Annotated in this window: 9 protein-coding genes; 3 read left to right on the top strand and 6 right to left on the bottom strand. The window is 73.5% G+C overall.

What is annotated here, in order from left to right; translation table 11 throughout:
* Window positions 1-90: 90 nt before the first annotated feature.
* The 6 genes from fusA to ACWEO5_RS26885 form a co-directional block, all read right to left on the bottom strand.
* Window positions 91-2199, bottom strand: a complete 2109-nt coding sequence (gene fusA, locus ACWEO5_RS26910) for an elongation factor G (protein ID WP_452164815.1) — start codon at window positions 2197-2199, stop codon at window positions 91-93.
* A gap of 463 nt (window positions 2200-2662) precedes the next feature.
* Window positions 2663-3952 (bottom strand): hypothetical protein, encoded by a 1290-nt coding sequence (locus tag ACWEO5_RS26905; protein ID WP_452164814.1) that lies wholly within the window; start codon window positions 3950-3952, stop codon window positions 2663-2665.
* A gap of 158 nt (window positions 3953-4110) precedes the next feature.
* Window positions 4111-5589, bottom strand: coding sequence for a glycoside hydrolase family 1 protein (locus ACWEO5_RS26900; protein ID WP_452164813.1), 1479 nt, complete (start codon window positions 5587-5589; stop codon window positions 4111-4113).
* A gap of 204 nt (window positions 5590-5793) precedes the next feature.
* Window positions 5794-6696: a carbohydrate ABC transporter permease gene (locus tag ACWEO5_RS26895; RefSeq protein ID WP_452164812.1), complete on the bottom strand. Its 903-nt coding sequence runs from the start codon at window positions 6694-6696 to the stop codon at window positions 5794-5796.
* A gap of 4 nt (window positions 6697-6700) precedes the next feature.
* Window positions 6701-7669 (bottom strand): carbohydrate ABC transporter permease, encoded by a 969-nt coding sequence (locus ACWEO5_RS26890; protein ID WP_452164811.1) that lies wholly within the window; start codon window positions 7667-7669, stop codon window positions 6701-6703.
* A gap of 98 nt (window positions 7670-7767) precedes the next feature.
* Window positions 7768-9069 (bottom strand): ABC transporter substrate-binding protein, encoded by a 1302-nt coding sequence (locus ACWEO5_RS26885; RefSeq protein WP_452164810.1) that lies wholly within the window; start codon window positions 9067-9069, stop codon window positions 7768-7770.
* Window positions 9070-9377: 308 nt separating this feature from the next.
* Between ACWEO5_RS26885 and ACWEO5_RS26880 the strand changes: the two genes are divergently transcribed.
* The 3 genes from ACWEO5_RS26880 to bla all read left to right on the top strand — a co-directional run bounded on the left by ACWEO5_RS26880 (window position 9378) and on the right by bla (window position 13918).
* On the top strand, window positions 9378-12293 hold the full coding sequence (locus tag ACWEO5_RS26880; RefSeq protein WP_452164809.1) for a glycosyl hydrolase: 2916 nt from the start codon (window positions 9378-9380) through the stop codon (window positions 12291-12293).
* A gap of 213 nt (window positions 12294-12506) precedes the next feature.
* On the top strand, window positions 12507-12875 hold the full coding sequence (locus ACWEO5_RS26875; RefSeq protein WP_452164808.1) for a hypothetical protein: 369 nt from the start codon (window positions 12507-12509) through the stop codon (window positions 12873-12875).
* Window positions 12876-12994: 119 nt separating this feature from the next.
* A complete protein-coding gene (gene bla, locus ACWEO5_RS26870; protein ID WP_452164807.1) occupies window positions 12995-13918 on the top strand; it encodes a class A beta-lactamase in 924 nt (307 codons plus the stop codon).
* The last annotated feature ends 143 nt before the right edge of the window (window positions 13919-14061 follow it).

Raw genomic sequence — 14061 nt, 5'->3', positions numbered from 1 at the left:
GACCGGCGACCGGCAAAGCACCGCGCAGCGCCACGCAGCAACGGGCCCGCCCCACCCCGTCGAGGGGCACGGCGGGGCGGGCCCCGGCTGCTACTGCTGCGTCCGCGGCGCCGGCGCGTACCCGGCGGGCCGGGTGCCGAACGTACCCCGGCCCTGGGTGCGGCCGCGCAACGTGCCCGCGTAGCCGAAGAGTTCGGCCAGCGGAACGGTCGCGGTCAGCACCGCGCTGCCGCCGCACGGCTCGGAGCCGTGCACCCGACCGCGGCGGGCGGACAGGTCGCCGAGGACGCCGCCGACGCCGTCCGGCGGCACCGTCGCGGTGAGTTCCACGACCGGCTCCAGCAGCAGCGAGCCGCCGCGCCGCAGCGCCTCGCGCAGGGCGAGCCGTCCGGCGGTGCGGAACGCCAGGTCGGAGGAGTCCTTGACGTGGGTCGACCCGTCGGTGAGAGTGACCCGGACCCCGGTGACCGGGTGGCCGAGCGGGCCCTCCGCGAGGGCGTCCCGGCAGCCCGCCTCGACGGCCTGGACGAACTCCTGCGGCACCCGCCCGCCGGTGACGGTGGAGCGGAACTCGAAGCCGTCCGTGCCGGGTTCGCCGAGCGGGGCGACGTCGACCACGACGTGCGCGAACTGGCCGGAGCCGCCGTCCTGCTTGACGTGCCGCAGGACGAGGCCGGTCACCGCCGTGGCGAGGGTCTCCCGGTAGGCGACCTTCGGCCGTCCGACGGTGACCTCCAGCCCGGCGCGGCGCAGCTTCTCCACCGCGACCTCCAGGTGCAGTTCGCCCATCCCGGACAGCGTCCGCTGCCCGCTCTCCGGGTCGCTGCCGACCACCAGCGAGGGGTCCTCCTCGGTGATCCGGGCCAGCGCGACGGCCAGCCGGTCGGTGTCCACGGTGCGGCGGGCCTCGACCGCGACGGTCACCACCGGGTCGGCGGAGACGGCCGGTTCGAGCACCAGCGGGGCGTGCGGGGCGCACAGCGTGGTGCCGACCCGGGCGCCCTTCGCGCCGACCACGGCGACGATGTCGCCGGCCACCGCGGTGTCGGTCTCGGTGTGCCGGTCGGCCTGCACCCGCAGGATCCGGCCGATCCGTTCGGTGCGTCCGGTGCGGGCGTCGAGCACGGTGTCCCCCTTCCGTAGCGTGCCGGAGTAGATCCGCAGGCTGCTGAGCCGACCGGTGGTGCTCGCGGAGACCTTGAACAGCAGGGCGGCGAAAGGTTGTTGCGCGTCGGCGGCGCGTTCCTGCGGGCTGCCGTCGAACTCCCCGCGCACCGGCGGGACGTCCAGTGGCGACGGCAGGTACGCGGTCACCGCGTCCAGCAGCGGTTCGACGCCGCGGTTGCGGTACGCCGAGCCGCACAGCACCACCACCGCCTGTCCGCCGGCGGTGAGTTGGCGCAGCGCGCCGGTGAGCGTACCGGCCGTGAGGGTGCCGGTGGCGCAGTACTCCTCCAGCGCGGCGGGGTGCAGTTCGGCCACCGCCTCGGCCAGGTCCCGTCGTCGCCGGGTCGCTTCGTCCGCCAACTCCTCGGGGATGTCGACGACTTGGTAGCCGCCGCCGGATTCGGTGCCGTCCGGCCAGGTCAGCGCGCGCAGGTCGACCAGGTCGATCACGCCGACGAACCCGCCCTCCCGGCCGATCGGCAACTGCACGGCCAGCGGCGCCGGGTGGAGCTTGTCCCGGATGGAGGCGACGGCGGCGTCCAGGTCGGCGCCGGGCCGGTCCATCTTGTTGACGAACGCGATCCGCGGCACACCGTGCCGGTCGGCCTGCCGCCACACCGACTCGCTCTGCGGCTCGACGCCCGCGACCGCGTCGAACACGGCCACCGCGCCGTCCAGCACCCGCAGCGAGCGTTCCACCTCGTCCGCGAAGTCGACGTGGCCGGGGGTGTCGATCAGGTTGAGCAGGTGGCCGTTCCACTGGCAGCTGACGGCCGCGGCGAAGATGGTGATGCCGCGGTCGCGCTCCTGCGGGTCGAAGTCGGTGACGGTGGTGCCGTCGTGGACCTCGCCGCGCTTGTGGGTCTCCCCGGTCAGGAAGAGGACCCGCTCGGTGACGGTGGTCTTGCCCGCGTCCACGTGGGCGAGGATGCCCAGGTTGCGGACCGCGGCGACGGCAGCGGCGACGGCGGAAGCGGAAGCGGAGACGACAGCGGTGCTGGTGGGGACGGTGGTGACGAGGTCGGTACGCATGGTGGCCCGTGGCCCTTCGGAGTTCGCTCCTGGAATCGGCAGCGCGATTCACGGCACCACGAGGGACGTCCGCCTCCCCCGCACACACCCGTGCGCACCCGCACGACACCTGCCGCGTCGAACGGGGCAGGCGGAACGGGCAGGCGAACGGGCGGACAGAACGGAGTTCAACGAGCAAGGGAGGACGGCGAGTTCGTGGTTCCTACCGGCACCGGCCGCGCAGCGGGCACCGGCCCGCCCGGGACACCAGGATCACCTCGAACCGCGACGGGGGAACGACGACGACGGCAGTACGCACGACCGGTCCCTCCCTCTCCACTCACGTCACGGTGCGCCCAGCGGCCTCTCCGGGCCCGGGCGTTGTCCAGCGAGCAGAGTCTAGGAGCGCCGCCCGACCGTCGTCACCACATTTTGCGGATCCTTCAATCGACAGGCGGTGCGGTTGAGTTGGGCGACCGGCGGTTCACTGCGCCGACAGCGCGGCGAGGGCCCGCTCGGCGGCCAGGGTGTGGACGTGCTCGGGCCCGTACCGCTCGCGCCAGACGGCGGCGTTGGCGGTGAGGACGTCCCGGGCCTCGCCGGTGCGGCCGAGCGCGGCCAGGATCCGGCCGTGCAGGGTGTCGGCGACGAGCGCCGCGTGGTCGCGCGGGGCGGGTGCGGCCCGGTGGCGGGCGAGGAACGGCTCGACGGCCCGCAGGGCGTCCTCGGGGCGGCCGAGTCCGAGGTGGGCGGCGGCCAGGTCGTACTGGAACACCGTGGCACCACCGGAGCCCCCGCCCGCGGCCCCCGCTCCGGGCGCGGCCCCCGCAACACCCACCCCGGCGGCGAGTTGTCCGAGGACCACGTCCAGCGCCTCCTGGTGGCGCTGCTGCGCGATCAGGGCCTCCGCGAGGGCGTGGTCGAGCTTGGGCAGCGGCTTGCTCTCCGGCCCCTTGGCCCGCCGCCATTCGGCGGCCGCCTCCCGGGCGACGGCCTCGCCCTCGGCGGCCCGGTCCTGCTGCACGAGCGTGCGGGCGAGGACGGCCGCGGCCGACCACCGGCCGGCTGCCGCCGTGTTCTCGGCGGCGGCCCTGAGCACGGCGCGCGCCGCCCGTTCGGCCTGGGCGTGGTGGCCGAGCAGGAGCAGGGCCCGGGCCAGCTTGCCGCGCAGCCGCAGGACGGCGGTGCTGGACCGTCCCGCCGCCGATTCCGCTTCCCGGTGCGCGGCGGTGTCGGCGTAGAGCCGGGCGGCCTCCGCCTCGCGGCCGACCGCGAGGTAGCCGTCCGCCAGTTCCTCGGCGGCCGGGCTCCCGGCCAGGTCGCATCCCGACTGCCGTGCCAGTTCCCGGTGTTCCTCCAGGACGGCGACCGCTTCGGCGTTCCGTCCGGCGCGCAGCAGGACGCTGCCGCAGGCGCCCAGCGCGTCGAACCGGAGGTCCTGCCGGCGCTGGTCGGAGTAGCGGGCGGCGGCTTCCGTGACCGCCCGGAGCACCTGTTCGGCCTCCGCCAGGCGGTGCAGTTGCAGCAGGGTGCGGCCGTGCTCGAAGCCGGCGAGCAGGGTGCGCGGGTCGTCCGGGCCGAACTGTTCGGTGCCGAGCCGGACGGCGCCGGCCAGGGTGGTGGCGGCGGCGTCCCAGGAGCCGGCCCGGCGCTGGGCGCGGCTCTCGTCGGTGAGCCGCTCGATCTCCTGCCCGGCCCGGTGCCTCGCCTCGGCGGCCGCGGCGGCCGCCCGGTTCTCGGCCTGCCGGGTCCTGCGTTCGGCCAGGAATCCCATGACCGCCCCCCTCTTCCGCTCGGTTCGGGGGCAGAGCGTAGTACCCGGCCGCCGGCTCCTCCCCAGTGCCCCGGCGGCCGGGCGGTCACGTGCCGGGGCGGCCCGGGGGCCCACGACGGGGCGGCCGGAAGACCGCGGCCGGTCCGCCCCCGGCGCGACTACTGCGGCAGCGCCCCGTCCCGGATCACCCGGGCGTACCAGTGCGCGCTGTCCTTGGGGGTGCGACGCTGGCTGGCGAAGTCCACGTGGACGATGCCGAAGCGCTTGCTGTAGCCGTACGCCCATTCGTAGTTGTCGAGCAGCGACCACAGGAAGTAGCCGCGGACGGGGGCGCCGTCGGCGATGGCGCGGTGCACGGCGGCGAGGTGGGTGTGCAGGTAGTCGATCCGCTCGGGGTCGTGGACGGCGCCGCTCGGGTCGGTGTAGTCCTCGTAGGCGGCGCCGTTCTCGGTGACCAGCAGCGGGACGCCGGGCAGGTCGTCGCGCAGCCGGGTGAGGAGCTCGTACAGGCCGTCGGCGTCGACCGGCCAGCCCATGGCGGTGCGGGTGCCGGGGGCGGGCAGGAAGCGGATGCCCTGGTCGGCGGGCCAGGGGCTGCCGCCCTGGTGGCCGTCGCCGCGCTGGGCGTCCGCGGGCTCGGTGCCGGCCGCGTCGTCCCCGCCGGACCCGCCGGGCCCGCTCCGGTCGGCGGCCGGCTGCTCCTCGGCCGCGACGACGGTGGGCGTGTAGTAGTTGATGCCCAACGAGTCGATGGGGCGGGAGATTTCGGCGAGGTCGCCGTCCCGGACGAAGGACCAGTCGGTGACGTGCGCGGTGTCGGCGAGGACGTCCTCGGGGTAGCTGCCGCGGAACACCGGGTCGAGGAAGATCCGGTTGGCGAGGCCGTCGATCCGGCGGGCGGCGTCGAGGTCGGCGGGGTCGGTGGAGAGCGGGCGGACGGCGGCCAGGTTGAGGGTGAGCGAGACCTGGGCGGTGTCGGGGAGTTCGGCGCGCAGCGCGGCGGTGCCGAGGCCGTGGGCGAGCAGCAGGTGGTGGTGGGCGGCGAGGGCGGCGGCGTGGTCGGTGCGGCCGGGGGCGTGGACGCCGTTGCCGTAGCCGAGGAAGGCGCTGCACCAGGGCTCGTTGAGGGTGGTCCAGGTGGGGATGCGGTCGCCGAGGCGGCGGGCGGCGAGGTGCGCGTACTCGGCGAAGCGGTACGCGGTGTCGCGGTCGGTCCAGCCGCCCGCGTCCTCCAGCTCCTGGGGCAGGTCCCAGTGGTAGAGGGTGGCGACGGGGTCGATCCCGGCGGCGAGGAGTTCGTCGACCAGGCGGTCGTAGAAGTCGAGTCCGGCTTCGTTGGCGGGGCCCCGGCCGCCGGGCTGGACGCGCGGCCAGGCGAGCGAGAACCGGTAGGCGCGGAGGCCGAGTTCGGACATCAGGGCGACGTCGTCGCGGTACCGGTGGTAGTGGTCGGCGGCGATGTCGCCGGTGTCGCCGTTGCGGACGGCCCCGGGGCGGCGGGCGAAGGTGTCCCAGATGGACGGGGTGCGTCCGTCCTGGTCGGCGGCGCCCTCGATCTGGTACGCGGCGGTGGCGGCGCCCCAGACGAATCCGGTCGGGAAGCGGGCGGGCGCGGCGGCCGGGGAGTCAGTGGTCATGGGGAGAGTGTCGACGGTCATGTCGCGTTCCATCCAAACGAGTTGAGGGTGTGTCAGCCGAACGGGGCAACACGGGGCGGCACGGGCGGCGCGGAGCGGTACGGGCGGTGCGGAGCGGTACGGGCGGTGCGGGGCCGCACAGGCAGCACTCGGGGCAGCACGGAGCGGCACGGAGCAGTACAGGGCAGTACAGAGCGGCCGGCGTCAGCCCTTGACCGCGCCCTGCATGATGCCGCCGACGATCTGCCGGCCGAGCAGGCCGAACACCACCAGCACCGGCAGGGTGCCGATCAGGGTGCCGGCCATCACCACGGACTGGTCGGGGACGTAGCCCTGGCCGAGCGACTTCAACGCGACCTGGACGGTGGGGTTCTGTGAGCTGAGCGCGACGATCGGCCAGAAGAAGTCGTTCCAGGTGGCCATGAAGGTCAGCATGCCGAGCACGGCCATGCCGGGGCGGGCGACGGGCAGCACGACGGAGCGGAAGATCCGCAGCAGCGAGGCGCCGTCCATCCGCCCGGCCTCGACGAGCTCGTCCGGCAGGGCCTGCACCAGGTACTGACGCATGAAGAACACGCCGAACGCGGAGACCAGCGAGGGCAGGATCACCGAGGGCAGCTTGTTCTGCAGGTCGAGCTTGACGATCACCATGAACAGCGGGATGACGCCGAGCTGCGGCGGGATCATCATGGTGCCGACGGTGAGCGCGAGCAGCGCGCCGCGGCCGCGGAAACGCAGTTTGGCGAAGGCGAACCCGGCGAGCGTGGAGGAGAGCACCACGCCGGCGGTGACCACACTGGCCACGATCAGCGAGTTGAGCAGCGCCTTGCCGATCTCGGCCTGCTGGAGCGCCTCGCCGATGTTGTGGAACAGGTTGGGCCCGGGGGTCAACGCGGGCGTGGCGGAGCTGAGTTCGGAGTTGGAGCGGCTGGCGGCCACCAGCGTCCAGTAGAACGGGAACACGGCGAGCAGGGTGGCGCCGATCAGCACGGCGTAGGCGAGCGGTCCGCCGTGCAGCGGCGAGCGCGCCTTGCGGCTCCCCGATCGGACGGAACCGCCCTTCGCCGCAACGGACTTGTCGAGCACCTGGGTGGTCACGTGGGTCATCGGGTCACCGGTCCGTACGGTTGCGGCGGGCGGCGATCGCCGCGTTGAGCAGGGCGAGCAGCACGATCAGCAGGAACATCACCCAGGCCACCGCGGCGGCCCGGCCGAGGTGGAAGAACGTCCAGCCCTGCTCGTACAGGTAGAGGCCGAGGGTCTGGTACTGGTGCGAGATGCCGCCGCCGGAGTTGCCCTCGTACAGCAGCGGTTCGCCGAACAGCTGGGTGGCGCCGATGGTGGAGACCACCACGGTGAAGACGATGGTGGGGCGCAGCCCGGGGATGGTGACGTGCCGGAACTGCTGCCAGCGCGAGGCGCCATCGACGGCCGCGGACTCGTACAGCTCGCCGGGGATGGACTGCATGCCGGCCAGGTAGATCAGCGCGTTGTAGCCGGTCCAGCGCCAGGTGACGATGGCCGAGACGCCGATCTGGGACGCCCAGGTGTTGGCCTGCCAGTCGATCGGGTTCAGGCCGACGCTGTTCAGCACCCAGTTGATCAGCCCGTAGTCGCGGCCGAAGAGCTGGGCGAACACCAGGGTCGCGGCGGCGACCGAGGTGGCGTACGGCATCAGCATCGCGACCCGGAAGAAGGTGCGGCCGCGGAGCCGGTAGTTGAGCAGGTGGGCCAGGCCCAGGGCCATCAGCAGCTGCGGGACGGTGGAGAGCACACCGATGGTGAAGGTGTTGCGCAGCGCGTTCCAGAAGAACGGGTCGGACAGCAGCCGGGTGTAGTTCTGGAAGCCGAGCCAGTCCATCCGGTCGGAGGTCTGGAGCTCGACCCGGTGCAGCGACACCCAGGCGGTGTACAGCAGCGGGAAGAGCCCGAACGCGGCGAACAGTCCGAAGAACGGGGCGAGGAAGCCGTAGGGGGCGAGTCGGCGGCGCAGGCCGCCGGGACGCTTCGCGGACTTGGCGGGCTTGGCGGGGTCGCCCGGCTTGGCGGCGGGCAGCCGGGCGGTGGAGCTGAGGGCCATGGGCGGGGTCCTTCGACGGGGGCCGCCCGGCCCCGCCGCTGCGCTGGGGGCAGCGGCGGGGCGGGCCGACCGGGTTGACTACCGGGGCTGATGGTCCGTCAGTTGCCGTTGGCCTTCTTGACGTTGTCCAGGGCGTGCTTCCAGGCGGTGTCCGGCGCGGTGCCGGTGCGCTCGACCTCGCCGAGGGCGTCGGTGAACGCCTTGCCGATCACGCCGTCGTCGGTGCCGAGCACCTGGGCGGGCATGGCCTTGGCCGACTCGCTGAAGATCTGGCCGATCGGGGCGTTGTTGAAGTACGGGTCGGTGACGTCCTTGATGGCGGCCTGGGCGCCGGTGGAGGACGGGAAGGAGCCCTGCTTGGTGAACAGGGTGGCCTGCTGCTCCTTGGCGTTGAGCCACTTGATCAGCTCGGCGGCCTCCTTGGGGTGCTTGGCGGTGCGCGGGATCGTCAGGTAGGAGCCGCCCCAGTTGCCGGTCTTGCCGGGGCCGGCGGCGATGTCCCACTTGCCGGAGCCCGCGTCGCCGGCCTGGCCCTTGATGTAGCCGATCATCCAGGCGGGGCAGGAGAGGGTGGCGAACTTGCCGGTGGAGAACGCCTTGTTCCACTCGGGGGTCCACTGGGCGAGCTTGGCGGACAGGCCGTCGGCGACCAGCGCGGTGGCGTCGGTCCAGGCGGTCTTCACGGCCGGGCTGCTGTCGTAGACCGGCTTGCCGGCCGCGTCGGAGTACCGGACCTCCTGCTGGCCGACCTCGGCGGTGAACATGCCCGCGGCGCTGTCGGTCCAGGCGTTGCCCGCCTCGGCCTTGGCGGCGTACTGCTTGCCGAGGTCGAGGTAGCCCTGCCAGCTGGACCACTTCTCGGCCAGTTCGGCGCGGTCGGTGGGCAGCCCGGCGGCCTTGAACAGGTCGGTGCGGTAGCAGATCGCCTCGGGGCCGATGTCGGTGCCCGCGCCGAGGACCTTGCCGTCCGCGGTCTTGATCGCGGCGCCCTTCCAGGGGACCAGGTCGTCGTTGACGTCGCCGATGCCGAGCGTCTTGAGGTCGGTGAACTTGTCGGCCTGCTTCTGCACCACGCTGGCCACCCGGCCGACCTCCAGGCCCTGGATGTCGGCGAGGCCGCCGCCGCCCGCGAGCTTGGTCTGCAGCGCCTGCCAGTACTGGCCCTCGTCCTGGGTGTCGGTCTGCTTGATGGTGACGTTCGGGTGGAGCTTCATGTACTCGTCGTACAGCCCGGCCTCCTTGAACCCGAAGGTGCCGAACAGGTCCACCGTGATGGTCACCTTGCCGTCGGCGGAGTCCTTGGAGCCGCTGCCGGAGCTGCAGCCGGTGAGCAGGAGTGCGGTGACGAGGACGGTGCTGCCCAGGGCAGCGGTGGTGCGGCGGACTCTCGGGGTAGCCATGCGAGGGCCTCCAGGGCGGGGCGGGAGCGTGGGTGGAGTGCGAAGAAGGAAGCTGGTGCCGTTCGGCGGGCGCCCAACTTCTGAGAGCGCTCTCAACCGATGCCGAGAGACTGCCGGGGCGGAAGTTCCCTCGTCAAGCCCTCGAAACCTGAACGTAATCTACGGACTTCCGCGACCTGGGCTTTCGAATCCTGAACGCATCAGTCTGTGTCAGGGCGGTTGACACCCCTTCGGGCCCAGCAATACGGTCCGCTGGCTGAGAGCGCTCTCATATTGCACCGCCCGCCCCCACTCAAGGTGGACAGACCATGAAGCTCCGCTCCCTGCGCGGCCCCACGGCCGCCCTCACCACCCTGGCGCTGGCCGCCGCAGCCACGCTGACGGCGGCCCTGGGCGCCGGCAGCGCCGCCGCCGCCACCGTCCGGGTCGGCCTCGGCGGCTACAGCGACGCCCGCCCGGCCGGCACGGTCGGCCCGAGCAACTCCGACGGCGCGCCCGTCACCCCCAAGGTCACCCCGCGGATGGCCGGACAGGCCGCCCCCACCAACGACTGGTGGTCCTCGCTGATCTACCAGCGCTACGCGGGCAACCCGTACTCGGAGAACCTGTACGCCCACCCGATGACCTTCAAGGCCCAGGCCGCGGGCCTGGAGGTCGGCTACCCGACCACGCCGACCATCACCTCCGACGGCCGCCAGTACGACTACACCCACACCCGGGACCTCACCCTGGGCGTGGCCGGCCTGAACTCCCCCGACACCAAGGTCGACGGCTGGTCCGACTGGACGGTCACCCCGTACTGGGCGGACGGCGCGCACACCTTCAGCGCGACGATCGGCCACGGCCTGCCGTACGTGTTCGCGCACGCCACCGGCGGCGCCGCCCAGGTCACCACCGCCTCGGCGCCCACCGTCTTCAGCAACCAGGGCAGCGTGCTCGGCATCACCGTCGGCGGCCACAACTACGGCCTGTTCGCGCCCACCGGCAGCAGCTGGAACGTCAACGGCAGCACCCTGACGGCGAACCTCGGCAGCAAGGACTACTACTCGGTCGCGCTGCTGCCCTCCACCGCCGACCTGGCCCAGTTCCGCAGCTACGCCTACGACTTCGTCACCGACACCAAGGTCGGCTGGAACTACGACCAGGCCGCGGGCAAGCTCACCACCACCTTCACCGCCACCACCACCGCCCAGGAGGGCAGCGCCACCGGCACACTGCTGGCGCTCTACCCGCAGCAGTGGCAGGCCACCCCGGACCCGCTCACCGCGCTGAGCTACACCTCCCCGCGCGGCACCATGAAGGTCCGCCAGGGCTCGTCCTTCTCCACCGTGCAGACCGTCACCGGCGTGCTGCCCTCGCTGCCCGACGCCGGCTCCTACGACCGCGCCGCGCTGGACGGCTACCTGCACCAGGTCTCCGACGCGAGCGACCCGTTCAACGGCGCCACCGACACCTACTGGGTCGGCAAGGCGCTCGGCCAGATGGCCCAACTGGTGCCGATCGCCGACCAGTTGGGCGACACCGCGGCCCGCGACAAGCTGCTCGGACTGATGAAGGGCAAGCTGCAGACCTGGTTCGCGGGCACCGGCTCGCCCGGCTTCGCCTACGACTCCACCTGGAAGACCCTGATCGGCTACCCGGCCTCCTACGGCACCGACGCCGAACTCAACGACCACCACTTCCACTACGGCTACTTCGTGCAGGCCGCCGCCACCGTCGCCCGCTACGACACCGCCTGGGCGGCGGACGCGCAGTGGGGCGGAATGGTCAAGCTACTCGCCAAGGACGCCGCCAACACCGACCGCGCCGACACCCGCTTCCCCTGGCTGCGCAACTTCGACCCGTACGAGGGCCACGGCTGGGCCTCCGGCCACGCCGGGTTCGCCGCGGGCAACAACGAGGAGTCCTCCTCCGAGTCGCTGAACTTCAGCGCCGGCCTGCTGCTGTTCGGCGCCGCCACCGGCGACACCTCGCTGCGCGACCTCGGCGTCTACCTGTACACCACCGAGGCCAACTCCGTTCAGCAGTACTGGTTCGACGCCGACCACCAGGTCTTCCCGGCCGGCTTCCAGCACTCCACCGTCGGCATGGTCTGGGGCTCCGGCGCCGCCTACTCCACCTGGTGGACGGCCGCGCCCGGCATGATCCACGGCATCAACTTCCTTCCGGTCACCTCCGGTTCGCTCTACCTGGCGCGCCGCAAGGACGACCTGGCCGCCAACCTGGCCGAGTTGAAGAGCAACAACGGCGGCGCCTTCACCGACTGGCGCGACCTGCTCTGGGAGGCCGAGGCGCTCACCGACCCGGCTGCGGCGAAGGCCGATTGGGACGCCGGCAAGGCCGGCTACACCCCGGAGGAGGGCGAATCCAGGGCACACACCTACCACTGGATCTACAACCTCGCCGCCCTCGGCACCCTCGACCCGGCGACCACCGCCGACACCCCCACCGCCGCGGTCTTCGTCAACGGCGGCACCCGCACCCACGTGGCGCACAACTACACCACCGCCGCCCGCACCGTGCGCTTCTCCGACGGCTACACCCTGACCGTCCCGGCCCGCTCCACCGCCTCCGAACGCGGCACCAAGCCCGACGGCGGCACCGGTGGCGCCACCAACTCCCCTTCCCCGTCGGCGAGTCCGTCCCCGTCCGGCTCCGCGAGCCCCTCGGCGAGCCCCTCCCCGTCGGCATCCCCGACCACCTCCCCGACCGCCCCGCAGACCCGCCCGGGCACCCTCTACCCGCAGCCCGACGGCAGCCTCTCCACCACCTACGGCACCGGCGCGGCCGGCAGCACCATCGCCTCCGGCGGCGGCGCCAACCACGACGGCACCCCCTACCAGCCGCTGACGTACACCCTCAACCACCTCACCGGCACCCTCCGCCCCGGCGGCAGCACCGACTTCGACCTCTACGTGGACGCCGGCTCCAACGTCGCCCTGGCCCAACAGGCCCGCGTCTCCTACGACTTCGACGGCAACGGCACCGTCGACCGGACCGAGACCTACCGCTACTTCGCCACCGACCCCGTCCCCGGCTGGGAACGCTACGGCGCCACCGCGGCCGGCCTCCAGTCCACCACCGGCGCCCCGCTCGCCAACCTGAGCAACGGCACCGTCAAGGTCGAGGTCTGGCCCGCCCTCGGCAACGCCCCCGCCCAACTCCGCACCGGCGCAACGCAGTCCCAGGGCAACGCCTCCGTGCTGCGCCTCCCCTTCGACTGACCGACCCACCACCCCGACCCCTCCCGGGCCGCCGCGGACCCCGACAGTTCCGCCCGGCCCGGGAGGTCTTGGCGCGCCCGCACCCGACCCGGTCCGGACCGGGGTCTTGGCAGATCACCAAGGAACGTTGAAAATGCAACTGACATGACCGCGCGCCACGGTCCGCACCACCGGACGCGCCGGTCCCACCCGCCCGCCCCGAGGAGCCCCCGGTTGGCCGCCCTGCGCACCAAGACCCTCGCCGCGACCGCCGCCACCGGAGCGGCCCTGCTGCTCGGCGCGGCCCTCGCCCAGCCCGCGGCCGCCGTCGAGTTCCCGCACTCCGCCGTCGCCTACTTCGCCACCGGCAGCAACCTGACCGGCACCCAGTTCGCCGTCGACACCACCGACACCGGCTGCCACAACCTCCCGGCCCCCGCGAACTCCGCCGTCGACTTCACCGCCGCCGACATCGAGGTCTACTTCAACGCCGACTGCGCCACCGGCCTCCCCGGCAAGACCGGCGACACCGCCTACGCCCTCGGCAGCCTGCACTGGGCCGACTTCCCGTACCCGGCCGTCAGCTACCGCGTCGTCGGCTGACGCCGCCCCCGCACCCCCCGCGCCGCCGGCCCCCAGGTATCGGCGGCGCCCCCGCGCCCCCGCGCCCCGACGCGCACCCGCCCCCTCCAGCCCCGGCCCCCTCCTGCCGATGCACCGTGGTGAGACCCGCACCGCCCGAGGAGGCCCCGATCCGCCCGCACCCCACCCGCCGCCGCCTGCTCACCGGCGCCGCGGCCACCACCCTCGCCCGGAGCCTCCCCGCCACGGCTGCCACGACCACCGCCACCGCCCGCCCCGTCATCACCGAACTGCAGGACGCCTTCCAGGAGTTGGAGCAGCGGCACGGCGCCCGGCTCGGCATCCTCGGCCACGACACCGGCAGCGGCGCGACGGTCGGCCACCGGGCGGACGAGACGTTCCCGCTCTGCTCGACGTTCAAGCCGCTCGCCGTCGCCGCCGTGCTCCGGGACGGCCACGACCTCGCCGCCCGCGTCCACTACACCGACCGGGACGTCACCGACTCCGGCTACGCGCCCGTCACCGGCCGCACCCGCGTCCTGACCGTCGCCGAACTCTGCGCCGCAGCCATCGAGTTCAGCGACAACACCGCCGCCAACCTGCTGCTGCGCCGCCTCGGCGGGCCCACCGCCGTCACCCGCTTCTGCCGCTCCCTCGGCGACCCCGCCACCCGCCTCGACCGCTGGGAACCCGCCCTCAACTCCGCCGAACCCGGCCGCACCACCGACACCACCACCCCCCGTGCCCTGGCCCGCACCTTCGCCCGCCTCACTCTCGGCGACGCCCTCCCCCGTGCCCACCGCGCCCGGCTCACCGCCTGGCTGCGCGCCACCACCACCGGCACCCACCGCCTGCGCGCCGGCCTCCCGCCCACCTGGGCCCACGCCGACAAGACCGGCACCGGCGCCTACGGCACCACCAACGACCTCGCCCTCACCTGGCCCCCGCACCGCCCCCCGCTCGTCCTCGCGGTCCTCAGCACCAAACCCGCCGCCCCCACCGCCCCCGCGGACGAACCCCTCCTCGCCGCCACCGCCCGCCTCCTGGCCGCCGCCCTCCCCTGACCGCCCCGCGCAGCCCCAGCCGCTCCCCCGGCCCGCCCCAGAGGCCCCTCACCCCTCCCCCAAGCCGTCCCCCGCACCACCATCCCGCCCCCACCCCAAGCCCGCCGCAGGCGCCCCCACCCCTCCCCCAAGCCGCCCCCCGC

Source organism: Kitasatospora sp. NPDC004272 (genome assembly GCF_053603035.1).
The sequence above is the reverse complement of the archived record's forward strand: the minus strand, read 5'-3'. Positions and strand labels throughout refer to the sequence as shown.